This window comes from Humibacillus xanthopallidus (assembly GCF_044793955.1).
In the GTDB taxonomy this organism is placed as follows: Bacteria; Actinomycetota; Actinomycetes; order Actinomycetales; family Dermatophilaceae; genus Humibacillus; species Humibacillus xanthopallidus_C.
This window is the reverse complement of the sequence record NZ_CP084995.1, coordinates 2,584,150-2,610,862: the sequence shown is the minus strand read 5'-3', so window position 1 is coordinate 2,610,862 and position 26,713 is coordinate 2,584,150. Positions and strand designations below refer to the sequence as shown.

Below are 26,713 nucleotides of genomic sequence, written 5' to 3'. Positions count from 1 at the left end.
TGACTACGAGATTCGCGTGGTCACCGCCAAGGCCGCGAACGGCCACGCTGCAAGGACCCCGTTCCCACCCAAGGAGATCCTCATGACCGCTCACCGCCCACACCGGATCCGCCTCCTCGTCGCCGCCCTCGCCGGCATCCTCATGCTCACCGGCTTCACCCTGGCCGCGGCCGCTGCGTCGCCCCCGCCCGCATCGGTAGCCAAGATCTCCGCGGCACCCAAGCCCACCATGGTGCTAGTCCACGGCGCCTTCGCCGACTCCAGTGGCTGGAACCCCGTCGCAGCTCGCCTCCTCGGCGAGGGCTACCCCGTCATCGCGTTCTCGAACCCGCTGCGCGGCCCCGCCACTGATGCCGTGTACCTACGCCAGCTCCTGTCGACCATCGACGGGCCCATCGTGCTCGTCGGGCACTCCTACGGCGGAGCGGTGATCACCAATGCCGCCACGGGTGACCCCGACGTCAAGGCCCTGGTCTACATCGCCGCCTACGCCCTCGCCGAGGGCGAGAGCGTCGCCGCTGCCAACGCGCTCGGCGGCGGACACACCGACGTCATCGACCACCTCGTCGTGCGGCCCTTCCCGGGCGCGACCGGCGGGGACGCCGACGCCTTCATCGACCCGGTCCACTTCCCAACCCTGTTCGCGCAAGACCTACCCAAGTCAACCGCGCGCGTGATGGCGGCGACCCAGCGTCCCGGCGCCCTGGCCGCACTGGTGACACCGTCAGGTGCGCCGGCATGGTTGACCATCCCCAGCTGGTACCTGGTCGCGCGTCAGGACCGCATCATCCCCCCGGAGGCCGAGCGCGCCATGGCCGAGCGTGCCGGCTCCACGACCGTCGAGATCGACAGCTCGCACGTCGCCATGCTGAGCCACCCCGCGGCGGTGCTTTCGCTGATCAAGGCAGCTGCCCGCGGCTGAGAACCGGAGCCCCGATCGCGGGGGTCGGGCGCCATCCTGACCCCCGCGAAGTGCCGGATTGCCGGCTCTGAGCACCTGGTCATCACCCTGCCGTCCAGGGGTCGGCAGGCAGGACCTGGGCAGGTTCCAGCCGGAGCGTGCTTCGTCGACGCCAAGTAGACAGGCGACCTGGTCTGGCAATGTTGCCTCGCGTTGATCCCCCCGGGCCCGGCAAGCGTGATGTCGCACCTCTCAGGTCACGCATTGGATCTGCCGGCGCCGGATTGGTCGGCTCGCGGGGGTTGACCCACTTGCCCGCAGCACGCCCTTCGGGCCGCGGGTGTCGGGCACGCGTTGCAAACCGCAGGACGTGTTCCAGCGTCCATCGCGACAACATCAGGAACGGGGTACGCGGTCACTTGGCAGGCCGTCGCGTCGACCGCGACACTTGGATTGTGCGGAAAATGCACGGGCCGCGGTTGCGTCGCCTCGCGCTGCTGGCCGGGGTCGTTGGATGTGGTGTGCTGGGTTGCACGACGCCAGAACCGGAGATCTCGCCGCAGCGGGCCTCTCCGCAGCCGCGGTCCGGGATCCCCGCCGGACTCATTGCGTTCGTCTCCGATCGCGAGGGTGTCGAGGCGCTCTACCTCATGCAGGCGAACGGCACCGAGGTGCGCCGGCTGACTCAGGAGCTGCCTCCGGTCTCCCACCCGGCTTGGTCAACGGACGGTCGATGGCTGGCCTTCAACGCCGGGACACCGATGAGGAGCGACATCTACCTCATCTCCCCGGATGGGTCGGGACTGACGCAGGTCACCCGCGACGCGTCCGCGAACTTCTACCCGAGCTGGTCGCCTGACGGTCGTCGGCTGGCCTTCAGCTCCAACCGCGACGGCGACTGGGACATCTTCGTGATGAACGTCGACGGATCGAACGTCCGGCAGCTGGTGAACTCGCCTGGACTGGACGACAAGCCTCAGTGGTCGCCGGACGGCTCGCGGATCGGCTTCGCAACCACCCGCCGAGGCGCGCCCGAACTCCGCGCGGTTGACCCGGACACTGGGGTCGAGGGGCCGCTCCTTCCCCGCACAGTCCACGGCATCAACCCAGCGTGGACCCCCGACGGGTCACGCCTGGCGTACAACGTCGTGACCTCGGTCGGCTTCGACATCGCCGTCATGGCTGCGGACGGGAGCGAGGCGCGCTCGGTCGTCGCCGAGTCCCCGTCGGAGGAACGGCCACGATGGTCGCCGGACGGCCGGTCGCTCGCGTACTACTCCGACGCAGAAGGGTCGTGGGACGTCTATGTCGTCCATGTCCAGACCGGAGTGCGACATGCCCTCACGGACGCGCCCGGTTTCGACGGACAGCCGGCGTGGCAACCGGTCACTGCACAGTGACTCAGACCGAACGAGGACCGTGCCCTTCTTGGTTCTCGTCTGGACCTGCGGCAGCCTCGTGGCGTGCCACTCAGGGCCCAAGACCTCTGGCGGCTGCTGGCGCGGACTTCTAGGCCGCTGTGGTCCGGTGTCGCACGTGCTCGGGAGGGCTCATGGAACCGGTTGTCAGTGTCCGCGACCTGCAGATGCGCTACGTACACAATGACGTGGTGACAGGGGTGGACTTCGACGTCTCCCCGGGCCAGGTGGTCCGCCTGCTCGGCCCGAACGGTGCAGGGAAGACCACGACGATCTGGATCCTCGAGGGATTCCGGGTCCGGTCGGCGGGCCAAGTCAGCGTGCTCGGCCAGGACCCGGGCAGTGCGGACGAGGACTGGCGAGCGCGCACCGGTGTCGTCCTCCAGTCGTGGCGGGACGACCGCGCTGGACCCCCCGCAAGCTGCTGAACCAGCTCGGCGGCTACTTTGCGCCGTACTCGACTCCGGAGCGCAGCCGGCCCCACGACATCGACCGGCTTCTCAGCACGGTGGCGTTGACCGACCTCGCAGACCGCAAGATCGCCACCTTGTCGGCCGGCGCGGACCATCGTGGCGTAGCCCGGCGGCACATCCGTGCCGTCGACGCCGGGTCTCATACCTCGCACTCCTGGGCCGCGGCCGGAGCACACTGGAGGAGAGCGAGGAGACGGTTGATGACCTCGATCGGGAGAGGACCGGGGCAGGTTCGGCAGCGCGAGCAGTGGGTGGGCACGCTGCGGGTGGTCCTGATCTCCGGCGTCATCGTGGTGCACACGGCGACCGCCTACGTCACGGACTTCGCTGGCTACTACTACGACGACGAGCGCGTGACCAACAGTGTCGTGTCCATCGCCGTCGCCCTGCCGGCGCTGATGGGCGGGGTCTTTGGTCTGGGCCCGCTCTTCGTGGTGGCGGGGTGGTTCTCGGTCGAGTCGCTGGAGCGACGCGGCCCCGCTGGATTCGTGGACAGCCGCCTCGTACGGCTCGGCATCCCTTTGGTCTTCTTCGTGGTCCTCGTGAACCCGCTGGCCGACTACCTCGGCGACCTCTGGGAGGACGACGCCCTCACCTTCCTGGGGAACCTGGCCGATACCGAGTTCTCGATCATGTGGTTCGTCGTGGCGCTGCTTGCCTGCTCGCTGGGTTATGCCGCGCTGCGGTCGATCCGGCCTCTAGCGGGCTCCCGGCCGAGGCCGGATCGCGGCTCGCTCATCGTTGCCGGGTCGGTCATCAGCGTCGGGTCGCTGGCGGTGTGGCAGTTCACGACGCTGCTGGACACCCACCTGCTCAACGCGCGCGTCAGTGCGTGGACCCAGGCCGCGGTCCTCTTCGCGCTCGGCGTGATGGCGGCCGAGTCCGACTGGGACGGCAGACTTTCCCGGCGCACGGAGCGGCGCCTCGGTCAGGTGACCGTGGTCGGGCTGGTCCTCACCCTGGTGCTCGTGGCCTACACCGGGGCCCGCGACCAGCTCGACATGGCACTGGAGGGCCTCAACTGGGCCAGCGTGTCGTTGGCCATCCTCTACGGCGTCGTCTCGATCGCATACACGCTGTGGTGCCTGACGTGGCTGCGCCGCCGCTGGCCGACCCACGGCCCGCTGATGGCCAAGGCGGGGCGCGGTTCGTATGCGACGTATCTGCTGCACCCGGTGGTCCTCGTCACGGTGATGCTGGCATTCCGGGTGGTGCCGCTGGGCGCGCAGCCCAAGTTCGTCATCGTGTCGGTCGTCGCCGTGCCGGCGTGCTTCGCACGGCCGGCACCAGAAGCCTGGAGAACACTCACACGGTCATCCTCCGGCGCACACGCAGTCTTTGTGATGCACGTGCTGCCTGCCGTCGATGCCATCGAGCAATGTGACGGTCTTGGGTGATTTCGGGGTCACGGCCTCATGGATCTGTCAGCGTGGAGAGGCAGGTATCACCTCCCTGGGGCGCCACCACGAAAGGCGCTTCGGGGATCTCAACAGAGGGGATGGCCACGATGGACAACGACGACACCACGGCCAGCGCCGAGAACCGCCCCGGCGCCGACGAGGTCGCGAGCCTGCAGCAGGGCTACGACAAACACCTGGAGAAGGCTCGGTCAGACCACGGCCAGAAGCTCGACCGCCAGCTCAAGGCACTCGAGAAGCTGTCCAAGAAGTACGAGAAGGACGCCCGCAAGGGCGCCGACAAGGCGGGGCTTGACGTCGATGCCATGCGAAGGGATTTCGAGGCGGCGGCCGAGGGTGACCCGGAGGGCGCGCTGGCGCGGTTCGAGAAGGCGCAGGCCGCATGGGCTCCACGCGTCGCCAAGGCTGTCACGGCAACCGGGGCCGATCCGAAGCAGGGATCTGTCGAGGCCAAGGCCGTCCTGGGTGACGACGTGCCCAAGGATCTTGAGGACCCGGGCACCCGCGACACCGAGCGGTCGCTGTCGTCCGTGGGCCTCGTCGGGTACTCCGTCAACATCGGGTCGTGGTGGCTTCCTCCGCCTCCGCCACCCCCACCCCCACCAACCGTCTCCACGGTCAGCATTCCCAAGCCGTACACGCTGGGATCGACGACGGGCAAGGCGTCAGCGGACCGCAACACCGGACGGCTTTGGAGCTACAACTGGCTGATGGTCGGCTCGCAGCAGGAGCTGGCGTCGGTGGGCGGCTCGTTCGCCGCGGACGCCGCGGTGCGTCGGATCCGGGTCGAGACGGTGATTGACGCCTCGTACTCGACGAGCCTGGCTGCAACCTGGGGCTATGCGTCGGCCGAGGTGATCCTCAACCTCAAGGTGATGGACGGCGCGACGGTCCGTGGCAGCCAGCGGCTGAGCCTGGTCCGCACGATCGGTGCAGTGTTCTGGATCGCCGGCAACAGCGGCTCGGGTGCGTACACACTGGCCTGCGAGTTCGACCATGCCTACGGCACGCCGAAGTCGTATGCCGCCCTCGTTGAGCTCGAGACGTGGGCCGGTGGTGGGGGAGTCTTCGTCGTCTCACCCTCGACCGCCTCCGGAACAGCGACACCGCGCAACGTGACGGTCACGCTGATGCGCTGAACGGCGGGGCGAGCGGCACGAGAGGGAGGCTACGGCTGCTGGACGATCTTCCAGTAGGAGTCCTTGCGCCGGATCAGCCCGTCCGGGTCAAGGTCGAACAGGTCGCACCCCCGCACTCGTATGCGCTCGCCCTCCGCGGTCGTTCCGGTGAGGAGCCACATCGAGACGCCGTGGCCGTCGCACAGCCAGTGCTCGTCCTCTGAGTAGCGCACGTCGGGAACACCACGAAAACGCTGCGCGAGACCTTCACGCACCTCGGTGCTGCCCTCGAAGCGGGTCCCCCATGGATGTGCTCCACGTGGCGTCTCCAGCACGCAGTCGTCGCTGAAGAACTGCATGATCTCGTCGAGGTCATGCGCGTTGAAAGCGGCCAGGAGTCGGGTGAGGACCACGGCGTCGCCGGTGGGCACGCTCTCAGTGTGTCAGGGCTGGGGGGAGGTTGGGCGCGTCCTGTGAAAGAGCGCCACACGTCCCCCGCACGTCTCGCTCTCCCGGACTCTCAGAAGACCCCGACGTGGCGTCGGGCGCTCTCCACCACCGCATCCAGGTCGAGGCCATAGGTCTCTCCTCCGGAGGAGGCGTGGGTGGCCAGTCGGGCGGCGGCTCGCTCGAAGAGCCGGTCCGCTCCGATCTGGTTTCCGCGAGCCGCGTGGGTGAGTGCCACACACACCTGCGCCAGCCCCTGCCATAGATCTCGCTCGTCGTCGGGCGCGGCTTTCCAGCGTGCCTCGAGCACCTCGTGGGCGGAGAACGGACGGCCGGCCTGCACGAGCGCTCGAGCTGCTGTCAGCGCCTCGTGCGGGGGCAGTGGCTCCTCCGACACGGGCTCGACGCCGGCAGCCCCGTAGGGGAGTGGGCGACCCAGCTCATCACGGGGTCGCGCTTGGCGCGCCTGCCCAGAGGCGTCGCGGTCACGATCTGATCCGGTCACGATGCCACCCTCCCAGACTGGCGTCGTGCAGCGCGGGTCGGCGTCCGTGCAAACCCTGATGGCAACGTCGTCGCGGCGGTAGGGTCAGTCAACGTCGAGAGTCCCGCGTGACCGGACGGCCAGCGGGCCAACGGTAGAGGAGTCAGGCATGGCCGCCTTCACGGTGTGGAAGTTCGACAGTCCCGACGGCGCCGACGGCGCGCAGTCCGTCCTCAAGGACTGCGAGGGTGACGGGCTCATCAAGATCCTTGATCACGCTGTCGTCTCGTGGCCGGAGGGCGCATCGCAGCCCCGCACCAAGCAGGGCCACGAGGAGACCTGGCGAGGCACAGGTTGGGGAGCCCTGTGGGGTGTCGTCGTCGGCGCCCTCTTCTTCGTCCCGGTCATCGGCGGCGTTGCGGGTGCAGCGCTGGGGGCGATCAGCAAGGTCACGGAGGACGCCGGCATCTCCAAGGACCAGCTGGAGCGGATCCGCACCGAGGTGACGCCGGGAACGTCCGCCCTCTTCCTGGTCACCGAAGAGGGCAACCTCGACCGCGTGGGTGAGCGGTTCCACGGAGGCCACAGCAAGCTCATCGACACCAACCTCACGGACGCCGAGCGTTCGGTCCTGCTGGAGACCTTCGGCGGTCGCTGAGGCGTGCCGAGATGGAGGCCGAGATGAGACGCACCGTGGTGCCCGGGGATCCCGACGTGGTCTCCATCGACACTCGACGTCTGTGGGCGGGCGGTGTCGCCACGGCGTGTGTGGCCGCGCTCGCCGCGTGGGTCGGCGTGCTGATCGTGCAAGGTGCCCTCGATGTCGACCTCGCCTCGACGGCCGTGGTGCTCGACGTCAGCGATTCGATGCGCGTCAACTACGCCCTTACCGCGTTCCTGCTCGCCCTCGTGGCGACGGCGCTGGCCCACCTGCTGTCGGTGACGACACCGAAGCCTCGGGCCTTCTTCTCGTGGATCGTGGCCCTCATGACCCTGGCGGCGATGATCGTCCCGTTCACCCGCGAGGGGGAGACCGCCGCCAAGGTGGGTGCCAGCGTGATCAACCTCTTCATCGGGCTCTGCATCGGGTCCCTGCTGACCGCCGTCCTCTCGCGCACGGTGCTCGACGCGGAGCGCTCGTGGCAGCGGCGTTGACGGAAGTGACGGCGCCGCGTGACGTCAGCGCCGCCGGCTCCGCACGAGAATGAGCAGGCTGACCGCGAGCACCCAGGCGGGGAAGACGAGCGCCACCCACAGGCTGAGGCTGATGACGAAGAGCAGCACAGCGGCGAGCGCGTAGGTCGCGACGGACACCCAGCGGGGCATGAGCCCGGTCCGCAACCAGATCGTGCCCAAGGAGATCATGAAGACCGCCGCCATCCGCAGCGCATAGACGTTGCCGACCTGGAGCATCGTGGCGCGGCCGAAGGCGACCGTGTCACTGCTGAAGACGGACTCGCGCCCAGCACTGACACCGGCGAGCAGCGCGCCTGCCAGCGCCATCGACACGAAGACCATCGCCAGGAAGAGGAGGCCGCTGCCCAGGAAGACCGATGCGAAGAAGCGATCCTCGAGCTCGCCGAACTGGTCGCGGAGGACGCCGATGAACCACAGGAAAGCGATGCCTGCGAACGGCACGAGTGCCAGGGCGACACGAACCCGCCCCCCGGCACCCTCCGTCCACGAGGCCACGACGAACGGATCCTCGGGCGTGACAGACCGGAGGAGCGCCAGACTCGTCGAGAAGAGCAACGCGAAGGCGACACCTGCCAGAGCTGCCGATCGCGGCGTGTCGAGTCGCCGAAGCGTGGTCGTGGTCATCGTGGCTGTTTCGACGTGGGGGAGCCACCCGTGGCAGTGGCCGTCGTGGGCAGGGTCATCGACGTGGCGGCAGCGGCGGCAGCCGAGTCGTGGAGGGAGCCGCGTGCTGCCTGGTGGCGGCCCATGACGACGGCCATGATGACGCCCACGAGGCTGAAGCCGGCCATCACCCAGGACGCGGTCGCGAGTCCCGACGCGAGCGCCTCCGACGCCGGGGCGCCCTCAGCGGTGCGGCTGGCGATGACCGAGCCATAGATCGTCGCGGCGAGCGCAGTGGCCACGGCCGCACCGACGTAGCGGGCCATGTTGGAGACGCCGGACGCCGACCCCACCTGGTTCTCGGGGACGCACGCGGTCGCGGCCGACGAGGCGGGACCGTTGGACAGACCCATGCCCACCGCCACCGCGATGAGAGGCAGGAGGAACGCGCGGTAGGCCCAGTCGGCGTCGACGAACCCCACCGCGGCGAATCCGATTGCTGTCAGCAGGAACCCGATGCCTACCACCTGTCGGCCACCGAGGCGCGCCGTCAGGCGAGGCACGGCGGCGGCGATGGCGACGAGGCCGACGGTGGCCGGCAACGTCGCCAGCCCTGCCTGGAGCGTGGTGAAGCCGAGCGCGCTGGGGTCCTGGAAGTAGAGGCTCAGGAGGTACATCAGGGCGTTGATGGTGCCGGCACCGATGAGGATGGCGATCGTCGAGCCCACCAGCACCCTGTTGCGGAGCAGGGCCAGGTCGAGCATGGGCACGGCCACGCGTCGCTCGACGGCGACGAACGCGAAGCCCGAGGCCACTCCGAGTGCGACACACCCGATGGTGGCCACGGAGGCCCAACCCCAGTCGCCGCCCTTGCTGAGCGCCAGGATCAGGGGGGCGAGGGTCAGGGCGATCAGAGCAGAGCCGGCGTAGTCGATCGAGTGCGAACGGTTCGGGTCACGTGACTCGGCGACTTTCTGGGCGGTGATGACGATGCAGACGGCCCCGATGACGGCATCGACCCAGAAGAGTCCCTGCCATCCCATGAAGGTGACCAGGACGCCTCCCATCAGCGGTCCGGCCGCCGCGCCCACGGCAGCGGCTGCGCCCCACAGCGAGACAGCGCGCAGCTGGGCCTGGCCGTCGTTCGCCACCGACAGCAGGCTGAGCCCGCAGGCCAGGATCGTCGCGCCAGCCGCGCCCTGGATGAAGCGACCAGCGATGACGGCGCCTCCCGATGAGGACAGGGCGATGAGGATGCACGACACGACGAAGAGCATCAGGCCGAGCTGGAACACTCGTTTGCGACCGAAGACGTCACCCAGCGAGCCCGAGGTCACGATCACTGCGGCGCCGACGAGCGAGTAGCCGGTCACTGCCCATTGAAGGGTGGTGACGTCCATCCCGGTGTCGGCGCTGATGGCCGGCAGCAGGATGCTGACTGCGGAGGTGTTCGCGTTCACCACGAACGTCGACAGACACGTCGCCGCAAGAACGCCGCCTGCGGCGACCGTTGACGCGCCCGGCGTCGCCGCCGACGAGCTCGTCCCCGACATGGTTGCGCTCCCTCCGTCACGCGCTGGCTCCTGCCCGCTTGCCGAACCTACGGCCGGGCCAGACCGCGGGAGTCAGCCGTCGGGGATGATTTCTTGTGTTTGGAGTGACCACGTGCGTCCTCGACGTGGTGGCCATCGCGGGCCTGGCCTCGACGAGAGGCCCGCCGAGCTGGGACGGGGTCCCCTTCCCGCGCGCCGAGCGAGAGGATGAGCTGTGCTGACCAACCTGTCCGGCCAACCGATCCTTCTGCTGGCGCTGCTGCTTCTCCTCGGCGCCCTCCTGGGACACGTCCGCGTCGGGACGGTGGCGATCGGCCCAGCGGCAGTGCTCTTCGCGGCCATTGCCGTGTCGGCCCTGGGCGTGGCCAACGGTGTGGAGCTCCTGATCCCCGAGACCGTCGGCACGCTGGGTCTCGTGCTCTTCACCTACACGATCGGCATCGTGTCGGGCCCCAGCTTCTTCGCCTCGTTGCGGCGCGGCTGGCCGGTCATGCTCTCCGTCGTGGTGACCTTCGCGCTGGTCGCCGTGCTCGCCGTGCTCGTCGGCAAGGCCTTGGGACTGACGTCGTCCGTCGTCGCGGGGACCTTCGCCGGCGGATTGACCAACACGCCTGCGCTGGCGGCCGCGACCGAGCGTGCAGCCGACCCGGCGGGTCCCACGATCGGCTACTCCATCGCCTACCTCTGGGGTGTCTTCGGCATGCTGCTCGCCGCGGCCTGGTCGCTGCGTCACCGCGGTCACGAGGAGCCGCCGAGCGAGCCGCTCGTCAACCAGACCATCCGCACGGAGCGAGCCGAAGGCGTGTTGCTCTCCGACATCGAGGCGCGCTACCACCAGCGAGTCACCTTCTCGCGCCTCAAGCACGGGCACTTCGCGAACCCCACGGTCGTGGCCGACGACGACGAGCGGCTGGGGCCCAACGACCTCGTGACCGTGGTCGGACCGCGTGATCTCGTCGACCAGGTCACGGCTGAGCTGGGTCACCGCTCGTCGCACGACATCGTCGTTGGCCAGGGCGACCTCGACTACCGCCGGGTGACCATCTCGAACTCGGCGGTGGCCGGTCGGACCGTCGGAGCGCTCGATCTGGAGGGCCGCTTCGGCGCCCACATCAGCCGCGTGCGCCGCGCTGACGTCGACCTCGTGGCGGCCCCGGACTTCGTGCTGCAGATGGGCGACCGGGTGCGCGTCACGGCCCCGGCGGACCGGATGGCCGACGTCGGCCGCTTCCTCGGCGACTCCGATCGGGGCATGTCCGACATCAACCCGGGTGGCTTCGCCCTCGGGCTCTCCCTGGGCCTGCTCATCGGCCTGGTCCACATCCCGCTGCCCGGAGGGGGATTCGCGCTGGGCGCTGCTGCCGGCACTCTGCTCACCGGGCTCGTCTTCGGTCGGCTCGGGCGCATCGGCCCGGTCGTGACGTCGATGTCCAACGGGGCTGCGCACTCCCTGTCCTACTTCGGCATGATCACCTTCCTCGCGTATGCCGGCACGCGGGCTGGGGAGCGCATCGCGGGGGCGATCGGCTCCGACGTGGGGTGGAAGGTGGCGGTGCTCGGCTTCGTCATCACGACGACCGCCGCCCTGTGCCTGCTGCTCGCCGGACGCCTGATCCACCGGATGGGCGGCACGCAGCATGCCGGCATGTTGGCGGGGGCGCAGACCCAGCCGGCGATCCTCGCCTTCGCCAACGACCGCACCGGCTTCGACACGAGGGTGGGGCTGGGCTACGTGCTCGTCTATCCCATCGCGATGATCGCCAAGATCGTCATCGTCCAGGTTCTCGCCGGGCTCGGCTGAGTGACGAGGCTGCGGCTCAGGAGCCCGTGCCAGCGCCGTCAGCGAGTCGCTGCAGCAGGAGCGCTTGGGCCACGATGAGCTTCTCGATCTCGGACGGGTCGACGCTCTCGTCGGACGCGTGGATGCGTGCCACCGCCACATCCTCAGGGCCCCACAGCACGAATTCCGCACCGGACGAGGCCTTTTCGAGAGTTCGCAGCAACGGGATCGAGCCTCCGCAACCCGCCTCACCAGCCGGCCGACCGAAGGCCTCCGACAAGGCATCGCGCGCGGCGGCATACCCGGGCCCGTCCGTCTTGCAGAGGAAGGGGGGCGCCTCCTTGGTGCGCTGCACCTCGACCTTCGCGTCCCACGGGGCGTGTGACTCGAGGTGCGCCACGAGCGCGTCGAGCTCCTGCGACGGCTCCGAGCCGGGGACGATGCGCATCGAGATCTTGGCGCGCGCCTCGGGGATGAGCACGTTGGACGAGGTCGCGATGTTCGTCATGTCGATCCCGATCGCGTTGACGGACGGACGGGCCCAGAGTCGGGCACCGATCGGCCCGCTGCCCGTGAGGGCGACGCCATCGAGGACGTCCGCACTTGACCTAAGGTCGTCCTCACTGAAGTCCGCGCCCTCCCACACGGTCTCCGTGACCCCGTCGATCGCGACGTTCCCCTCGTCGTCGTGCAGGGTCGCGAGGAGCCGAGCGAGCGCCATCATCGCGTCGGGGGCCGGGCCACCGAAGACGCCTGAGTGGAGCGGGTGCTCGAGAGTGCGCACCGTCACGATGCAGGCGACATCGCCGCGCAGGGCCGTCGTCAGGGCGGGCTCTCCGACCCGGAGGTTGCCCATATCGCAGATGACGAACAGGTCGCAGGCGAACAGCTCGGGGTGCGCCTCGACGAACGCCTCGAGGTTGCTCTCCGTCTCCTCCATGCCCTCGAGGATGAGCTTGACCGTGCAGGGGGGCTTGCCGTCGAAGACCCTCAGCGTGCCCAGGTGGGTGACGAGACCGCTGATGTCATCGGCGGACCCGCGTCCGTAGATCCGACCGTCGTCCTTGCGCGTGGGCGTCCATGGGTCACTCGTCCACCCCTGCTCCGGAGGGGCCGGTTGCACGTCGTAGTGCGCGTAGAGCATCACCACGGGCGATCCGGGAGGCCCCTCGATCTCGGCGTAGATCGGGGGATAGCCCGAGGGAACCTCCATGTGCCGGGCGTTGGTGAAGCCGACGTCGCGGAACATCTGCAACGTCGTGTCGGCCATCTGGCGCATCGGTGCCTCGGGGTAGCCCGGGAACGCGATGGAGGGGATGGCGATCAGCTTCTCGAGGTCCTCGATGACGCCCGGCATCAGTGCGCGGACCCGGTCGGCGATCTCGTGGGTGGTCATGCTCGCTCCTTCGTTGGCGTGTTGGTGGCTGCCCGGGCGGGTGGGTCAGAAGAAGATCCCGCCGATGAGCGCGCCGACGGCAATGGTGGTCACCGAGAGCACGAGCATCGGGATGAAGAAGCTGTGGTCGATGAGCTTGGTGCCCAGCTTGGTCGTCCCTGTCAGGTCGAAGTTCGCCGCGGCGATCTGGGTGCCGTTGGCGGGGAGGGTGTAGACACCGCCGAGGCCGCCCGCCCACATACCGGTGACGATGCCCGGAGGCAGGCCCGCGGCGAGGCCGATGGGCACGATGGTCCGTGTCGCGGTCGACTGGCTCGTCGTCAGGGCTGCGACGAGGAAGACGGAGAGAGCGAAGATGAAGGGCCAGCTCGTCACCCAGCCGCCGATGGTGCCCACGATGAACTCCTCGTGGGCGGAGATGAAAGTCGCTGTGAGCCAAGCGATTCCGAAGAGGGCGATTGCCGAGATCATGCCCGCCTTGAAGACCGACTGGTCGGGGACCGTCTTCACGTCGGGACGGCCCAGGAAGAGGATCGCGACGCCGACGACGAACATCACCAGGACGATGGTCGTCGTCATGTCGATGGACACGGGGGCCTCTCCCTCGACGGCGAACGCCGGCCGCAGCTGCGGGAAGAGTCCGAAGATGACGATGGCCACGACGCCGAGCAGGAAGGCGAGAGCGGAGTTGCGTCCCTGCTTGGTGTAGCTGAGCTTCGACGATGCGGACTCGCCCTCGACGACCTGGTGCGGGGCGACCAGCTCGCCGGAAGCGATCTTGGCCTGGACCTCGGGATCGTCGTCGAGCTCCTTCCACATCCGATTGACCACGAGAGATGTCACGACGATGCCGACGACGCACGCGGGGATGGTGATGGCCAGGATCTGGGTGAGACCGAGGTTGTAGGGCGCGACGTCGGTGAGGGTGAGCATCGCGGCCATCGCCGCCGAGACGGGAGAGGCAGCCAGGGCGATGCCGGACTGGACGACGGTCACCGTGAGGGGCCGCGCCGGCCGGATGTTGTTCTTGTAGGACACGTCGTAGATGACCGGGAGCAGCGGGTAGATGATGTTGCTCGTGCCGGCGCCGATCGAGAAGAGGAAGGCGGTCAGGGGCGCGATCAGGGTGATCTGCTTGGGCCGCTTCTCGATGACCCCGGCAGCAACCGAGACCATCCAGTCGATCCCACCGGCGGCCTGCATCATCGCGGCTGAGGTGACGACAGCGAGGATGATGGCCAGGGCCGCTGCCGGCGGCTCTCCCGGTGGCTCGCGGAAGACGAACACGAGCACGAACGTGCCGAGGCCGCCCCAGAGGCCGACCCCGACGCCGCCGGCGCGGGTGCCCATGACGATCGCCCCGAGCACCACGAGTGCTTCGAGCACGAAGCTGACGCTCATGTCGTTTCCTTCCTGAGGGTGTGGACGGCCTGGCTCAAGTCGACGGGCTCACGTCGACGGGCATTGCACAGCGAGGGACTGGGTGAGCGTCGCGTAGGAGGCGCGGAGCTCGTCGAGGGAGGCCGTCAGCTGGGGCGCGGCGGCGTCGAAGGCGTCGTTGCCGGCCGCCGCGAGGGTCTGCTTGAAGCCGGCGAGGTTGGCTCGCAGCGTGGAGACGGCGGTGTCGAAGCGGCCCTCGGTCACCGCCTGGAACTGGTCCAGCTTGGCGAGTGCCGCGTCGACCTTGGCATTCAGCTCGTCGATCTTGGCCCCGTCGGGCTTGAGCGACTGCAGGTCGGTGACGGCCGCTCCGAAGGCCTTGGCATTGGCACACAGGTCCTGGGTCGCGGCGTCGGTGCCGCAGCCCGCGAGGACCAGTCCCGTCGCGACGAGGGCAGCGAGGACGTGACGCCGCACGGTGGGATGACTCATGACGTTCCCTCTCCGTCAGCAGGCTGGGTGACGATGACACCGGTCGTGCCGGACGAGCGTCCGGCACGGCCGGTCCACGAGGCCTACGCCAGCGCCTTGGCCTTGATCTTGGCGAACTCGTCGGGAGTGATGGCGCCCGAGTCGAGCAGGGTCTTGGCCTGGGCGAGCTGCTCGACACTCGAGGCGCCGGACGATGTCGCGGCGACACTGCGGATGTAATCGTCCTGTGCCGCAACCATCTCCGCGTTTCGCTTCCCCGCACGCATCGCCATGCCCTTGCCGCGGGAGATCAGGTAGACGAGGGACGCGACGATAGGGATGAAGATGAGGAAGAGCACCCACATCGCCTTGGCGAACCCACCCAGCTCGTCGTCTCGGAAGAGGTCGCCGAAGATCTGGAAGAGCACCATCAGGTAGGCGATGAAGAAGAACCACCAGACGAGCAACCAGAAGTAGCTCCAGAAGTCCATGGCGATGACATCCTTTCGATGCGGCGTCTCGGCGCCGCGTATGGGGGCGTTGTCCTACAACTGATCACTGTCATCGCGCTCGCTCGGGACGGCGTCATCCTCCGAGGACGAGATCTCCTCAGGTCCCGGGCTCGGCCCGCTGGCGCGCGCACCTGCCTGCTCGATGAGGTGGGTCGAGATGACCTCGAGACCGAGGGCCGCCAGGCTGGAGAGCACACCGACCAACTCCTGGCTGTCGTGCACCGTGACCGTCAACGTCGTGCGCCCGCCGGCGCTCTCGGACATCACGGCGTAGGGCCAGATGTCTCGCTCGTCGACGTCACCACGCACCACCACCACCGCGCGCATGCTCGACCGCCTCTGCCGGAGGGTTGTTGACCTCCTCGCAGCATGGCGTCGACGACCGGATCGACGCGTCATCCCTTGGAGACGAGATCGGCGGACACTCTGGGCCTTCGCGACCCAACGCCCTGCGCGGACGCTCAGTAGAGGTCGAGCTCGGCCGCACGCCGGATGGCGGACCGACGGTTGCTGACGCCGAGCTTGCGGTAGATGTGAGCGATGTGGGTCTTGGCCGTGTGAACCGAGATGAACTCCGCGTCGGCGATCTCGGTGTTGGTGAGGTTGGTGGCGAGGTAGCGCAGGATGACGCGCTCCCTGTCGGTGAGCTGCTCGCCCCAGGCCGAGGCATGGGGCTGCTGCGCCTCCGAGATGCGCCCCAACAGCTGCGTGACCGCCGATGGATGGCTCGTGCCGTGCCGCAGGTGGAGCTTCAACAGGTCGCGGAGGCCCTGGCCCGCGGCGAGGAACGGCCCCCACAGCTCATCGGGCTCGGCCGCCGCGAGGGCCCTCTCGAGAGCCAGGTGCGCGTCCTCCTCTCCGAGCGCCGCCAGGGCCTCTGCCTCGATGCAGCGAGAGAGAGTGTCGACGTGCACGAGCGCACACGAGTCCGCGGCGCGCTCCAGCTCCGCCAGGGCCTCGGTGGGCCGACGCGCCCTCAGCAGCACCGTGGCGCGATGGGCTCCGGCCAACGAGTACTGCGTGCCCGTGGGCACGCTCAGAGCGAGGGCTACGGCGTCGTCCGCCCGGCCCTCGCTGCACAGGATGAGGCCCTCGAGGCCATCGAGCATGGACCTCCACCACGACGGTGTGGGCCCAGAGGCCATGAGGGTGGCGATCTCGGCAGCGCTCGTGCGCGCGGCACGCAGGTCACCGAGGGACAGGCAGCTGTGGGCGTGGAAGTTGAGGATGAGGCCGCGCAGCTCCCGGTCGAAGGGAAGCGCCATCGAGAGGCTCCGCTCGAGCTGGGTCCGGCTCTCACGGAGGTTGCCCCGCCAGTGGTCGAGCCATCCGAGGAAGCCGACAGCAGGGGCCAGCGTCACAAGGCCCACCCATCCGCGAGCGTCCGCACGTGCGAGCACGTCGACGGCGAGGTCGTGCACCTCGGTCAGCCGTCCCTCTTCGATGGCCGGGATGCAGGTCTCTGCCAGCGCGGTCAGCTCCAGCGCCGTCAGACCCTTGCCCTCGGCCGTGCGCGCCGCGGCGCGGAGCAGCTCCAGGGGTGAATCGCGGCTCATCCGGAGCCGGGCCTCGGCCATGCCGACGAACACCTGTACCGATGCCCGCACCACAGGATCGGCGCCAGTCGCCTCGGTGTTGAGCGCGTCGAGCGTGTCGAGCAGGGTCGACCCTGATCCGGCGGCGACGGCGAGTCCCAGATCACCTCCGATGACGAAGAGCTCGACGAGGGCCGTCCGCTCGGCGAGCCGGCCCCGTTCCGACTCCGGGAGGAGCTCCGCGGTGACCCGAGCAGAGTCGAGCTCGGCCCGAGCCTCGCCGAGCCGGTCCTCGTGGACGAGGGTGAGTGCCTTGGCCAGATGGGCGTCGCTGCAGTGCGCCGAGACGTGGGGGAGTCGAGCGACGGCGGAGAGCACGGCATCGACCCGCCCCTTGAGGTAGAGCTCCAGCCAGCCGTCGGCGAAGATGGCCGAGGCCGTCTCTCCGTCACCGGCCGCGAGCGCGTGACCGACCGCGACGGGAACGTCGATCGGCGTCCACCAGGTGGCTGAAGCCGCGTGCAGACGGGCGGCGCGGTCCGGATGCTCGGTGGCAAGACGTCGTCGGATGTGTGCCGCGAAGAGCTGGTGCCAGTGATACCACTGACCCTGCGCGGTGATGTCGCCGCGCGACAGGAAGAGCCCGGCTGCCAGACACTGCTCCAGCATCGACTCCGCGGTGGTCGTGCCGCGGATGGTGTCGACGAGCGACGGGCAGACCTGCTCGTCGAGGCAGCTGTCGAGCACGAAGTCCCTGAGGTTGGTTGGCAGGGCCGCGAGCACTTCGGTGGCCAGGTAGTCGGCCAGGGCATGGTCGCGCCGCAGCTGCAGCGAGAGCTCGCCGGGGGCGCTGTTGTGTCGTGAGGCGAGGATGGCCATGCGCACGCCCGCGGGCCACCCGCCGGTCGCCTCGTGGATCGCGTTGACCGTCCCCCGATCGCTGTCGAGGCCGCCGGCTCGCACTGCCGCGAGCGACTCCTCGGGGGTGAACGCCAGCTCGTCGTGGGAGAGGTAGGTGAGCCGGTCCTCGAGTCGCAGGCGCTGCAACCGCAGGGGAGGGACGACGCGAGCGGCTAGGACCACGCGGAGGTTGGCCGGCACCCAGCGCAGCAGGTGATCGATGATCGCCGTGGCCGCCGGCGAGCCGGAGAGGTGCTGCACGTCATCAAGGGCGAGCAGGATCGGTCCGGCGCTGTCGTAGAGGACCTCGAGGAGAGAGTCGACCAAGGCGAGCGGTTCGGCCCGCAGCGAGGCGTCGCGAAGGTGCTGGAGCGGCTCGGAGACCGCGTCGATGCCCGCACGCCCGGTCGCCTCGAGCAGGTCGCCGACCAGGTGCACGGGGTCCTTGTCCACGTCGTCGAGCGTCAGCCACACGGTGGCGCCGTCGAATGGCATCCGGTGGGCAGCGGCCGACAGCAGCGTCGACTTGCCGTAGCCCGCCATGCCCGCGAGCACCACCGTGGGTCGTCCGTCGATCAGCGGAGTCAGGCGTGGGCGGTCGACGATGCCAGCGGACGCCCTGGGCGGGGTCGTTCGCTGTCGACGTGGTGCGACCATCGTGTGCCCCTCGTGCAAAGGGAAGAGTCATTCCCAAGGGTTGACGCGGCGACTTCCCGGCGGCACGAGACTATGCCCCAAGAGCTGGGGATGCACGACTTATGTGCCTGTGACCCGAGTGATGGGAGTGACATGCGACTCTGTGAGATCGTCCTAGACGGTCAGCTCGCCGTGGACCTGTCTGACTCGGTCGGGCCGTTGCGGCGGCGGGAGGAGGCCGGCTCGACGGTCCTCAGCGTGCCCGCCTCCGATCCCGCCATCCTCGCCCAAGTCCTCGAGGCTCTGGAGTCCCTCGGCATCGGGGTGACCGCGACGCGGCAGGTCGAGCACCCTGAGCCTGACGTCGTCGAGCCCGGGTGAACGAGCCGGGTGAATGAGCTGGGGGTGGCCGATTCATCCCACGAGGGTGATGCGACGCGGCCCCGTGGCCAGCAACGCTCTTGACGTCAGTGGACAGCCGTCAAGGAGGCAAGACATGAGCGTCAACGTCGATGTGGGACCGATCGACTTCCTGGCCCTGGAGTTCCCCGGTGCTCGCCTGACCGGAGAGGGGATGGCCATTCTCGTCGACCTCGTCGACCGCGGCATCATCCGCATCCTCGACATGCGTGCGGTCGTGCGGGGCCTGGACGGCACCGTGACGGCGATGGCGCTGTCGGACCTCGACGGGGACGGGGTGCTCGACCTCGCCCTCTTCGAGGGGGTCGGCTCCGACCTGCTCGACGAGGACGACGTCAATGAGGCGGCCGGGCTGGTGGCACCCGGCAATGCTGTCGCCCTCATCGTCTACGAGAACACCTGGGCCGGCCCATTCGTGTCGGCCATGCAGCGCGCCGGCGCTGAAGTGGTCGCCAGCGCACGCATCCCGGCCGACGAGGTCATCGCCCGGCTTGACGCGCTCGAAGCGTCTTCGAGCGACGGGTCATCCGGCTCAACCGAGCCCGCCGCGAACTGAAACCCCCACCCCCAGACCGAAGGAGCACATGATGGGACTTCTGCGTGGAGTCGCCCGGACAGCCGTCGTCGCAGGCACCGCGACCGCTGTCTCCAACCGGGTGTCACGTCGCCAGGCGGGGAGGTGGGCGGCTCAGGAGGAGCAGGCCGCGCCGCCCCCGCAGGACTACCCACCCCAACAGCAGGCGTATGCCGCGCCGCCCCCTCCCGAGCCGGAGCCGGCGCGCGACCCGGACGCCGACCTCGCGCGCTTGCAGCAGCTCGGTGAGCTTCGCGCCGCCGGCGTGCTCACGGAGGCTGAGTTCCAGGTCCAGAAGGAGCGGATCCTCAGTCGTTGAGAGCTCGGGCCGACACCTGCATGACCTCGCCCGGAGCGGTTTCGCGGATCGCCGATCTCTCCGCTATGGTCTCTCTCGCACCCGCGGAGCCTCGGCTCCGGTGGGTGCCCGCGGACGTAGCTCAGTTGGTAGAGCGCAACCTTGCCAAGGTTGAGGTCGCCGGTTCGAGCCCGGTCGTCCGCTCCCGTGTCCCGTTGGGCCCCGTCGACCTCCCGGTCGACGGGGCCCAACGGCGTTTCGTGACGCATCCGTGTCGTGTCGCATCCGGCAAATGCCTGACGGGCGGCTGGCTGGCAGGCATGATCAGGTCTGACTCCTTAAGCCATTGGGGGTAATGGTTGTGAGCGGTGGGACGCGCACACCGGCTTGGACGTGGCCCTCACCACGTCGGGAGCCGCCGCTTCCGCCTGCCCATCTGCTGGTGCGTGACCGACTGGCGGCGCCGGAGCCGGTTGTCCGTGCCACCGCCCGTGCCCGCGGCACGGTCGTCGTGGTCACCGGGCTGGTCGGCGCCGGCAAGTCGACCCTGCTCTCGAGCTGGGCTCGCGACCTGCACTCATCGGGCCATGGTGTGGGTTGGGCCTCGCTCCAGGACGAGGACGACGACCCACTTGCCTTGCAAGACCTCGTGCTCGGCGCCCTGCACGACGCCCTGCCGCCCCTTGCGAGGCAGCAGCTGGCTGAGCTGGACCTGCTCTCGGACGGGGCCACCACTCCGGAGCGGGAGCTCGAGCTGGTCCTGCGCGTTGCCGAGACGGTCAGGTGGAGCGAGGCGCCGGTGTGGCTCATGCTCGATGACGCCCAGATCGTGCAGTCAGCCGGAGCGGTGCACGCCCTCGACCTGCTCCTCCAGTGGGCTCCGGCCAACCTGCACATCGTGCTGGCCGCCCGTTCGGATCCGCGGGTGTCTCTTGGACGGCTGCGCATGCAGGAGCGGCTCGTCGAGATCCGCGACGCCGAGCTGCGGCTCGACGAGGCCGAGACTGCGCAGCTGCTCGCCGGCGAGGGGCTCGACCTCTCGGGCGAGCAGGTCCGCCGGCTCTGGAAGCTCACCGAGGGCTGGGTCGCGAGCGTCGCCCTCGCCGCGATGACGCTCCGGTCCGGTCGCGACGTCGAAGGTGTGCTCGACGGCTTCGGCAGCGACGGCGGGTTGTGGTTCCTCATCGAGGAGGTGCTCCGAGAGCTGCCGGAGGACACGCATGCCTTCCTGCTCGACACCTGCCTGCCCGACCGCCTCTCGAGCGAGATGGCCGAGCTGCTGAGCGGACGCGACGACGCGGGTCGGCTGCTCCACCACCTCGCCGACACCAACTCCCTCGTGTCGGTGACCGGCGGCGAGGACCGCAGCTACCGCTACCACACGCTGCTGCGCGGCTACCTCGTCGCGCGTCTCGCCGACCTCAGTGGCCAGCGCAGTCGCGCTCAGCACCTGCGCATCGCGCAGTTCCTGCACGCCCGGGGCGACGACGGCGGGGCTCTCGACCACGCCATCGCCTCCCGCGACCGGGCGACGCTGATCACCCTGCTCCACGACGGTGGGTTGCGGTTGCTCCTCGAGGGCCAGCACGCCGTCGTCGACCGCGCCGTCGCGCACGTGCTCGAGGGCCTGCGCGACGAGCAACCGCGTCGACGGTTCCTCCACGTCCTGGCCGCCGTGGTCGCCCTCGATGCCGGTGACCTGCCGCGAGCCGAGGCTCATCTCGAAGCCGCAGGCGGGCGCGGTCCGGCCTCGGCGCCCTCGGCCGTGTCGCCGGCGCGACTCGACCGGCTCACCGCGGTGGTCTGGCTCTATCGCGACCGGCTGCGGGGCGAGCTCGACCCGTCCGTCGTCGACACCGTGCTCGGGGCCGCCAGTCGCGTCGGGAGCCCGTCCGACCCGGGTCAGGCCGACCTGCGGGTGTTCGAGCACCTCACTGCCGGCATCGCCCTGCTGTGGCTCGGCCGCTTCGACGAGGGCGTGGCGGTGCTCGAGTCCGTCATCGTCGACGCCGACGTGCGGGGCCACGAGTTCGTCGTCATGACGTGTGCAGCCGCACTGTCGACCGCCCACACGGCGCTCGGCACCTTCGCCGAGATGCGGCAGTGGGCAGAGTACGCGCTCGACTACGCCGCCGCTCGCGGCTGGGCCTCGTCACCGCGCCTGCTCCCGGCCTACGTCTCCGCCGCCGGCACCGCCTACGGCGCCCTCGACCCCGACGGAGCGGCCGAGCTGATCGGCGTCGCCGAGGCCATCCTCGACGGCAGGACGGCAGCCCCCGATGCGCCCACGGGCGCTCAGGGCGTCGTGGTGGCCCCCGAGGTCGTCCGGTCGGTGCGCGCGATGCGCTCGTTCGTCGACTTCGACCGAGCGGCCGCCCAGCCGGGCGAGCAGCGTCACATCGTGCGGGCTCGTCACGAGGAGGTGCTCCGGCTGGCGTGCGGCCGCTTCTCGCAGACGCTCGTGGCCTACGAGCTCGCCGAGCACCATCGGATGGCGCTCGCGTGCGGCGAGATCGACGTCGCGCGGGCCACCCTGGAGCTGGCCGACCGACTGCTCGGCGACCGCGGGGAGACGGAGGTGCTTGCCGCCCAGCTCGCGGCTCGGCTCGATCGTGAGCAGGAGGCGCGTCACCTGCTGCAGCGGGCGCTCGCGAGCCCCGAGCGGGTGTCGGTCGTCTACGTCAGGGTCATCGCCCTGCTGCTCGAGGCTGCGCTCGCGCACCGCAACGGCCAGCCCACCGTGGCCCACACCGCGCTGCTCGAGGGTCTCGCGACGGCGCGACGGCTCGGCTCGGTGCGCCTCGTGCTCGAGGTCGCCCCAGAGATCTTCGAGCTCCTCGTCGAGGGCCGCGGGCGCTTCGGCGCCGAGGAGGACTTCGTCGAGCACGTCATCGAGTCGGCCCTCACGGCCGGCACGACCGACGATGCGGTGCACCGGTATGCCGGGTCGCGCGGTCCCGCTGCAGCCCCCGTCCTCACCCCGCGAGAGCTCAGCCTCCTGCAGGACCTCCCGTCGATGCTCACCGTGCCCGAGCTCGCCAGGGCCCGGGCCGTCTCGCCCAACACCGTGAAGACACAGCTGCGCTCGCTCTTCGCCAAGCTCGGTGTGGGCAACCGCCGCGAGGCCGTGGCCGCCGGCCGTCGCGAGGGCCTCATCTGAGCGACAGGTCGCAGCGGCTCGCCCGACCGCCCGAGTCACCTGCACCGGGTGACGCGCTTCGCCCGGCATCGCGGGACGCTGGAGCCAGCGGGGACCAGCGATCCGAAGGGGTGTCATGCGCTACGAGTTCGTGCTCGCCGAGCCGCTGCCTCCGGCGGTGGCGGCGGCCTTCCCGGAGCTCACGGCATCGACGACGGCGAGCGGTCGCGGCACCGTGCTCTACGGCCCGATCACCGACCGGGCCCACCTGCACGGCCTGCTCGACCGCTTCCATGCCTACGGCCTCACCGTCCTCGAGATGCGCCAGCTGCCCGACTGATCCCCTCCCGGGTCGCCGCGACCGGCGGCTCCAGCGGCGACCGCGTCACAGCGCCGCCTAGAGTGACGACATGGCGGCAGCGCGCGGCACACCGGCGGTCGAGCTCGACGTCGAGGGGCTGCCCGTGCGCCTCTCGAACCCCGACCGCGTCTACTTCTCCGAGCGCGGCGAGACCAAGCTCGACCTCGCCCGCTACTACCAGTCGGTGGGGCCAGGCATCGTCAGCGCGCTGCGAGAGCGTCCCTGCATGCTCCACCGCTTCCCCAAGGGCGTCGACGGTCCGAAGGTCCACCAGAAGCGGCTGCCCGCAGGAGCGCCGCCATGGGTCGAGACCGTGCGCCTGCACTTCCCGCGCTACGGCCTGCACGCCGACGAGCTCTGCGTGACGAAGCTCGCTGACGTCATCTGGGCGGTCCAGATGTCGACGGTCGAGTTCCACCCGTGGAACAGCCGTCGGGCCGACACCGAGAGCCCCGACGAGTGGCGCATCGACCTCGACCCCATGCCGGACTGCCCGTTCGACCGGGTGCGGCGGGGCGCCGAGGTGACGCACGAGGTGCTCGAGGAGCTCGGGGCGGTCGGCTGGCCCAAGACCTCGGGTGGGGCGGGCCTGCACGTCTACGTGCGCATCGAGCCGCGATGGGGTTTCAAGGACGTGCGGCGTGGCGCCCTGGCCTTCGCCCGTGAGGTCGAGCGGCGCCTCCCCGACGACGTGACGACGACGTGGTGGCGCAAGGACCGATCACCGTCGGACCTCTTCGTCGACTACAACCAGAACGCCCGGGACCACACGATCGCCGCGGCCTACAGCGTGCGCGGCAACCCGCGTGGCACGGTCTCCGCCCCTCTGGCCTGGGACGAGGTCGCCGACGCGCTGCCGGGCGACTTCACCATCGCCACCATGCCGGAGCGCTTCGCGCGTCTGGGTGACCTGCACGCGGGCATCGACGACGCGGTCTTCGACTTCGCGACGCTCGTCGAGTGGGCCGACCGTGACGAGCGCGACGGCCGTGACACCCCGCCCGAGCCCGACGCCACCTCCTGAGGGGGTATGCCGCGCGGCCGGGCCGAGCGGCATACCCCGGGTTGCAGGGGTGGTGACCGCTCAGTCCCGCGAGATGACGTAGGGAGGGGGAGCGTCGGGGTCCCCGGTGGTCGGCTTGGGGTCGGTGAGGATCGTGCACGTGCCGTCGGTGGGGCAGCCGACGAGGCGGTTCTGCCCGTCGCGGGTCACCGTGCTGAGCACGAGCGTGCGAGGCACCGGGCTCGTGCGGTAACCGGCCTGCACCACGCTGGCACCCGCCGGCACGCGCACGGCAAAGGCGGGCTTGCCCGTCATGACGTCGATCAGCAGGACCTTGCTCTCCTCGTCGGGCGCGGTGGGGGTGCTCCAGGCGATGGCATAGCGCCCGTCACCTGTGACCCCCTTGAGGTCGAGGCCCTCGCAGTCGAGGCTCCGGGTCGCCTGCGAGGGGGTGTCGACTCTCAGGACGGCGAAGCACCCGGTGTCCGACTTGCCGACGGCGGTGCGCGTCGAGTCGTTGAAGGCGACCATCTCGCTCTGGCGCCACTCGGCGGGGCGGTCTGTCTTGGTGTCCCAGCGGAAGGTCGCGCCGTTGCTCGTGAAGAAGACGGCCGGTCCGGCAAAACCCACCACGCGTGCCTCCACTCCGACGTTCGGCAGAGCGGCGACCTCCGTGCCCTCGAGGTCGCGGACCCTGAGGTTGCCGTCGCCGTTGTCGACGTAGGCGAAGAGGGTGCCCTTGTTGGCCTCGACATGGCTCTCGAACTGGCCGAGGTCCGCGAGGGTCGAGCCCCCCTGGTCCGTCAGGGTCATGCGGGCGAGTCCTGACTGGTCGACCGTCGCGACGCGTCTGCTACCGCCGCTGAGCCGCAGCACGTCGATGACGGCGCCCCACGGGCCGATCTGGTTGCTGCCGCCGGCGCTGTAGTAGTCGCCGTCCACGGCGTACGGCAGCACGAGCGCTCCCGTGGGCTCTCCGGTCGTCGGCAGGTCGACGGTGCGCACCCCCGCGATGGTCGTGGCAGACGTCCCCGTCGCGGGCGCCACCGACGTGCTCGGCGGGGGCGTGGGGTCCGGGGTCTGCCCGCGCGAGAGCGCGAAACCGACGGCGGCGACCAGCACGAGGGCTGCGGCGCCGCCTCCCACCAGCAGGCGCCGGTCGAGGCGCTTCGAGGGCGGCGCCGCGGTCCGACCGTCCGAGGTCGCACCGCTCTCTTCGCCCGGGTCGCTGGGCGCGGGACGCGTAGTTGTTGTGGCTGGTGCAGTCGCTGGTGCACCGGCTGCCGCTGGTGGGTCTGCCGTCGGACGCACCCGCTCGAGCAGCGCTGTGACGTCGGCGTCGTCGGGACGCTCGGCAGCCAAGTGCTCCAGAATCGGCACCGCCGTCGAGTTCGCGTCGGCGGCCAAGGCAGTGCGGGCGGCGGCGTAGAGCGACTCCCAGCGCCGCTCCCGGTCGGGCTGGGCCAGGTCGGTGCGCACGAAGGTGAAGGGCTCGTCGGTGGCCCCGGCCGAGCGCAGGAGCACTGCGGTGCCCCACTCCGAGGCCTCGTCAGAGGTGGCCATCGCCTTGCGCACCTCGCAGATCGCGGTGTCGATGCCGAGCCCTCGGGTCAGGTAGGAGTAGAGCTCGTGGCTGAAGACGAGGGCTGCGCGGTCGCTGATCTCGGTCTGCATCGCGACGACGGCAGGCAGCCCCTGGCGCACCAGGGCCTGGCCGACGCCGGAGAAGGCGTCGCGGCCCGAGCTGCGGGCTCCCTCGCAGGCGTTGAGCACGGCGAGCTGCAGGTCGCGGGCGTCGTGCAGCAGGGTGCCGAGGCGCGCTCCGGTCACCCGGTGTGCCGTGTTGTCGTCGCGCTCGAGGACGAGCACCCCCTGGTCGAGCTCACGGTCGAAGCCGCCGTGGCCGATGAAGTGGAAGACGTGGAAGGGGTCGAGCAGCGCGCGCTGGAGCGCTGGCAACGTGGCATCGGCGAGGACCACGATCTCGAGCAGACCAGCGTCCACGAGGTCCTTGGTCGTCGCCTCAAGCAGCTGCCGCTCCCGGTCGACGGCGAGGGCGGGCACGTCGCTCGGGCTCGAGATCATCACGAGCACCCGGAGGGGAGGGTGCACGACCGCCGGCGGTGGCACGCCGAAGGCCTTGACCTGACGCACGATCGGGGTGCGGTTGGACAACGTGAGGAAGCGCCCGAGGTCGGCGGAGTAGAGGTACTCCCACGGGACCGGCTGCAGGTCGGGGGCGCCCTCGAGGTCGAGGCGCAGGCGCACGTTGCTGCCGGCTGCGGTCGCGGCCTCGACCTCCGACCGGAAGGTCGCGCCGACGGCGCCGGTGAGGAGGGCATCGCCGAGGCGCTGACCGAGGTCCTTGACGTCACCGACCCGCTCGGTCACCGGCACGAGCCGGCGCGAGGTGACGCGAGGAGGGCCGACGGCGACCATGAAGGTCGCGAGCTCGGTCGGGCTGAACGGCAGGACGAAGGGCACCGACACCGGCTGCCCGTCCGGCGCCACGTGGCCCGGCAGCTGCATGGAGTAGCCCGCGTCGCCGTGGGTGATGACGACGTCGAAGTCGACGTAGCGCTGCTTCACATCTGACCACCCCACCGGGACGCGTGACGGGCTCTCGACGGGGTCGGCGGACCCTGGCTGCCGACCGACACCCCTACCCCCGCCAGTCTCCTCCTCACCCGAGGGTG

25 protein-coding genes and 1 tRNA gene are annotated in these 26,713 nt (G+C 69.9%); 15 read left to right on the top strand and 11 right to left on the bottom strand.

Features of this window, described 5'->3' with window-relative positions:
• Window positions 1-82: 82 nt before the first annotated feature.
• The 5 genes from LG278_RS11630 to LG278_RS11610 all read left to right on the top strand — a co-directional run bounded on the left by LG278_RS11630 (window position 83) and on the right by LG278_RS11610 (window position 5,349).
• The gene (locus tag LG278_RS11630) at window positions 83-922 is read left to right on the top strand and encodes an alpha/beta fold hydrolase (RefSeq protein WP_404387107.1); all 840 of its coding nucleotides are present in this window, start codon (window positions 83-85) and stop codon (window positions 920-922) included.
• Window positions 923-1,212: 290 nt separating this feature from the next.
• Window positions 1,213-2,301, top strand: a complete 1,089-nt coding sequence (locus LG278_RS11625) for a hypothetical protein (protein WP_404387106.1) — start codon at window positions 1,213-1,215, stop codon at window positions 2,299-2,301.
• Window positions 2,302-2,510: 209 nt separating this feature from the next.
• Window positions 2,511-2,747 carry an ATP-binding cassette domain-containing protein gene (locus LG278_RS11620; RefSeq protein ID WP_404387105.1) on the top strand — a complete coding sequence of 79 codons (237 nt, stop codon included), beginning with the start codon at window positions 2,511-2,513 and terminating at the stop codon, window positions 2,745-2,747.
• A gap of 245 nt (window positions 2,748-2,992) precedes the next feature.
• Window positions 2,993-4,189, top strand: a complete 1,197-nt coding sequence (locus tag LG278_RS11615; RefSeq protein WP_404387104.1) for an acyltransferase — start codon at window positions 2,993-2,995, stop codon at window positions 4,187-4,189.
• A 110-nt stretch (window positions 4,190-4,299) separates the two neighbouring features.
• A complete protein-coding gene (locus LG278_RS11610) occupies window positions 4,300-5,349 on the top strand; it encodes a hypothetical protein (protein WP_404387103.1) in 1,050 nt (349 codons plus the stop codon).
• Window positions 5,350-5,378: 29 nt separating this feature from the next.
• On the opposite strand, the gene LG278_RS11605 is transcribed toward LG278_RS11610, so the two are convergent.
• Both LG278_RS11605 and LG278_RS11600 read right to left on the bottom strand, forming a co-directional pair.
• Window positions 5,379-5,759 (bottom strand): nuclear transport factor 2 family protein, encoded by a 381-nt coding sequence (locus LG278_RS11605; protein WP_404387102.1) that lies wholly within the window; start codon window positions 5,757-5,759, stop codon window positions 5,379-5,381.
• An 89-nt stretch (window positions 5,760-5,848) separates the two neighbouring features.
• Window positions 5,849-6,280 carry a DUF309 domain-containing protein gene (locus LG278_RS11600; protein ID WP_404387101.1) on the bottom strand — a complete coding sequence of 144 codons (432 nt, stop codon included), beginning with the start codon at window positions 6,278-6,280 and terminating at the stop codon, window positions 5,849-5,851.
• A 148-nt stretch (window positions 6,281-6,428) separates the two neighbouring features.
• Here LG278_RS11600 and LG278_RS11595 point away from each other — a divergent pair, with 148 nt between their 5' ends.
• Both LG278_RS11595 and LG278_RS11590 read left to right on the top strand, forming a co-directional pair.
• Window positions 6,429-6,917, top strand: a complete 489-nt coding sequence (locus tag LG278_RS11595) for a DUF1269 domain-containing protein (protein WP_404387100.1) — start codon at window positions 6,429-6,431, stop codon at window positions 6,915-6,917.
• Between the two features lie 23 nt (window positions 6,918-6,940).
• Window positions 6,941-7,414: a DUF6069 family protein gene (locus LG278_RS11590; RefSeq protein WP_404387099.1), complete on the top strand. Its 474-nt coding sequence runs from the start codon at window positions 6,941-6,943 to the stop codon at window positions 7,412-7,414.
• 24 nt (window positions 7,415-7,438) lie between these two features.
• Here the strand turns inward: LG278_RS11590 and LG278_RS11585 are convergent, their stop codons facing one another.
• Together LG278_RS11585 and LG278_RS11580 are read right to left on the bottom strand one after the other, a co-directional pair.
• Complete coding sequence (locus LG278_RS11585; RefSeq protein WP_404387098.1) at window positions 7,439-8,080, bottom strand: hypothetical protein; 642 nt, start codon at window positions 8,078-8,080, stop codon at window positions 7,439-7,441.
• Window positions 8,077-9,519: an MFS transporter gene (locus LG278_RS11580; RefSeq protein ID WP_404387097.1), complete on the bottom strand. Its 1,443-nt coding sequence runs from the start codon at window positions 9,517-9,519 to the stop codon at window positions 8,077-8,079. The genes LG278_RS11585 and LG278_RS11580 overlap by 4 nt, the downstream gene beginning before the upstream one ends.
• Before the next feature lie 307 nt (window positions 9,520-9,826).
• Here LG278_RS11580 and LG278_RS11575 point away from each other — a divergent pair, with 307 nt between their 5' ends.
• Entirely contained in the window at window positions 9,827-11,413 is a 1,587-nt protein-coding gene (locus tag LG278_RS11575) for an aspartate:alanine exchanger family transporter (protein ID WP_404387096.1), read from the top strand.
• A 16-nt stretch (window positions 11,414-11,429) separates the two neighbouring features.
• Here the strand turns inward: LG278_RS11575 and LG278_RS11570 are convergent, their stop codons facing one another.
• The 6 genes from LG278_RS11570 to LG278_RS11545 all read right to left on the bottom strand — a co-directional run bounded on the left by LG278_RS11570 (window position 11,430) and on the right by LG278_RS11545 (window position 18,144).
• Window positions 11,430-12,788 carry a M20/M25/M40 family metallo-hydrolase gene (locus tag LG278_RS11570; RefSeq protein ID WP_404387095.1) on the bottom strand — a complete coding sequence of 453 codons (1,359 nt, stop codon included), beginning with the start codon at window positions 12,786-12,788 and terminating at the stop codon, window positions 11,430-11,432.
• 45 nt (window positions 12,789-12,833) lie between these two features.
• Window positions 12,834-14,189: an anaerobic C4-dicarboxylate transporter family protein gene (locus LG278_RS11565; protein WP_404387094.1), complete on the bottom strand. Its 1,356-nt coding sequence runs from the start codon at window positions 14,187-14,189 to the stop codon at window positions 12,834-12,836.
• Window positions 14,190-14,237: 48 nt separating this feature from the next.
• Window positions 14,238-14,660, bottom strand: coding sequence for a hypothetical protein (locus LG278_RS11560; RefSeq protein ID WP_404387093.1), 423 nt, complete (start codon window positions 14,658-14,660; stop codon window positions 14,238-14,240).
• An 83-nt stretch (window positions 14,661-14,743) separates the two neighbouring features.
• Window positions 14,744-15,130, bottom strand: a complete 387-nt coding sequence (locus LG278_RS11555) for an SHOCT domain-containing protein (protein ID WP_404387092.1) — start codon at window positions 15,128-15,130, stop codon at window positions 14,744-14,746.
• Between the two features lie 54 nt (window positions 15,131-15,184).
• A complete protein-coding gene (locus tag LG278_RS11550) occupies window positions 15,185-15,478 on the bottom strand; it encodes a hypothetical protein (protein WP_404387091.1) in 294 nt (97 codons plus the stop codon).
• A gap of 134 nt (window positions 15,479-15,612) precedes the next feature.
• The gene (locus LG278_RS11545; protein ID WP_404387090.1) at window positions 15,613-18,144 is read right to left on the bottom strand and encodes a LuxR C-terminal-related transcriptional regulator; all 2,532 of its coding nucleotides are present in this window, start codon (window positions 18,142-18,144) and stop codon (window positions 15,613-15,615) included.
• A gap of 231 nt (window positions 18,145-18,375) precedes the next feature.
• On the opposite strand from LG278_RS11545, the gene LG278_RS11540 reads away from it, so the two are divergent.
• The 7 genes from LG278_RS11540 (at window position 18,376) to ligD (ending at window position 24,038) form a co-directional block, all read left to right on the top strand.
• Window positions 18,376-18,603, top strand: a complete 228-nt coding sequence (locus tag LG278_RS11540; protein WP_404387089.1) for a hypothetical protein — start codon at window positions 18,376-18,378, stop codon at window positions 18,601-18,603.
• Between the two features lie 115 nt (window positions 18,604-18,718).
• The gene (locus LG278_RS11535; RefSeq protein ID WP_404387088.1) at window positions 18,719-19,198 is read left to right on the top strand and encodes a DUF6325 family protein; all 480 of its coding nucleotides are present in this window, start codon (window positions 18,719-18,721) and stop codon (window positions 19,196-19,198) included.
• Between the two features lie 31 nt (window positions 19,199-19,229).
• Entirely contained in the window at window positions 19,230-19,535 is a 306-nt protein-coding gene (locus tag LG278_RS11530; protein ID WP_404387087.1) for an SHOCT domain-containing protein, read from the top strand.
• 110 nt (window positions 19,536-19,645) lie between these two features.
• Window positions 19,646-19,718: transfer RNA gene (locus tag LG278_RS11525), tRNA-Gly, on the top strand.
• Window positions 19,719-19,956: 238 nt separating this feature from the next.
• Entirely contained in the window at window positions 19,957-22,674 is a 2,718-nt protein-coding gene (locus tag LG278_RS11520; RefSeq protein ID WP_404387086.1) for a LuxR C-terminal-related transcriptional regulator, read from the top strand.
• A gap of 115 nt (window positions 22,675-22,789) precedes the next feature.
• Complete coding sequence (locus tag LG278_RS11515; RefSeq protein ID WP_404387085.1) at window positions 22,790-22,993, top strand: hypothetical protein; 204 nt, start codon at window positions 22,790-22,792, stop codon at window positions 22,991-22,993.
• Window positions 22,994-23,063: 70 nt separating this feature from the next.
• Window positions 23,064-24,038, top strand: a complete 975-nt coding sequence (gene ligD / locus LG278_RS11510) for a non-homologous end-joining DNA ligase (RefSeq protein ID WP_404387084.1) — start codon at window positions 23,064-23,066, stop codon at window positions 24,036-24,038.
• Window positions 24,039-24,098: 60 nt separating this feature from the next.
• Here ligD and LG278_RS11505 read toward each other — a convergent pair whose 3' ends face one another.
• Window positions 24,099-26,606: a CHAT domain-containing protein gene (locus LG278_RS11505; RefSeq protein ID WP_404387083.1), complete on the bottom strand. Its 2,508-nt coding sequence runs from the start codon at window positions 26,604-26,606 to the stop codon at window positions 24,099-24,101.
• Window positions 26,607-26,713 lie beyond the last annotated feature (107 nt).

Excerpts from the sequence above, each read along its gene's own strand:
- LG278_RS11540 (WP_404387089.1), top strand. The coding sequence starts at position 18,376 with ATGCGACTCTGTGAGATCGTCCTAGACGGTCAGCTCGCCGTGGACCTG.
- LG278_RS11560 (WP_404387093.1), bottom strand. The coding sequence starts at position 14,660 with ATGAGTCATCCCACCGTGCGGCGTCACGTCCTCGCTGCCCTCGTCGCG.
- LG278_RS11515 (WP_404387085.1), top strand. The coding sequence starts at position 22,790 with ATGCGCTACGAGTTCGTGCTCGCCGAGCCGCTGCCTCCGGCGGTGGCG.
- LG278_RS11585 (WP_404387098.1), bottom strand. The coding sequence starts at position 8,080 with ATGACCACGACCACGCTTCGGCGACTCGACACGCCGCGATCGGCAGCT.
- LG278_RS11610 (WP_404387103.1), top strand. The coding sequence starts at position 4,300 with ATGGACAACGACGACACCACGGCCAGCGCCGAGAACCGCCCCGGCGCC.
- LG278_RS11555 (WP_404387092.1), bottom strand. The coding sequence starts at position 15,130 with ATGGACTTCTGGAGCTACTTCTGGTTGCTCGTCTGGTGGTTCTTCTTC.
- LG278_RS11535 (WP_404387088.1), top strand. The coding sequence starts at position 18,719 with ATGAGCGTCAACGTCGATGTGGGACCGATCGACTTCCTGGCCCTGGAG.
- LG278_RS11615 (WP_404387104.1), top strand. The coding sequence starts at position 2,993 with ATGACCTCGATCGGGAGAGGACCGGGGCAGGTTCGGCAGCGCGAGCAG.
- LG278_RS11590 (WP_404387099.1), top strand. The coding sequence starts at position 6,941 with ATGAGACGCACCGTGGTGCCCGGGGATCCCGACGTGGTCTCCATCGAC.
- LG278_RS11595 (WP_404387100.1), top strand. The coding sequence starts at position 6,429 with ATGGCCGCCTTCACGGTGTGGAAGTTCGACAGTCCCGACGGCGCCGAC.
- LG278_RS11565 (WP_404387094.1), bottom strand. The coding sequence starts at position 14,189 with ATGAGCGTCAGCTTCGTGCTCGAAGCACTCGTGGTGCTCGGGGCGATC.
- LG278_RS11630 (WP_404387107.1), top strand. The coding sequence starts at position 83 with ATGACCGCTCACCGCCCACACCGGATCCGCCTCCTCGTCGCCGCCCTC.
- LG278_RS11530 (WP_404387087.1), top strand. The coding sequence starts at position 19,230 with ATGGGACTTCTGCGTGGAGTCGCCCGGACAGCCGTCGTCGCAGGCACC.
- LG278_RS11550 (WP_404387091.1), bottom strand. The coding sequence starts at position 15,478 with ATGCGCGCGGTGGTGGTGGTGCGTGGTGACGTCGACGAGCGAGACATC.
- ligD (WP_404387084.1), top strand. The coding sequence starts at position 23,064 with ATGGCGGCAGCGCGCGGCACACCGGCGGTCGAGCTCGACGTCGAGGGG.
- LG278_RS11570 (WP_404387095.1), bottom strand. The coding sequence starts at position 12,788 with ATGACCACCCACGAGATCGCCGACCGGGTCCGCGCACTGATGCCGGGC.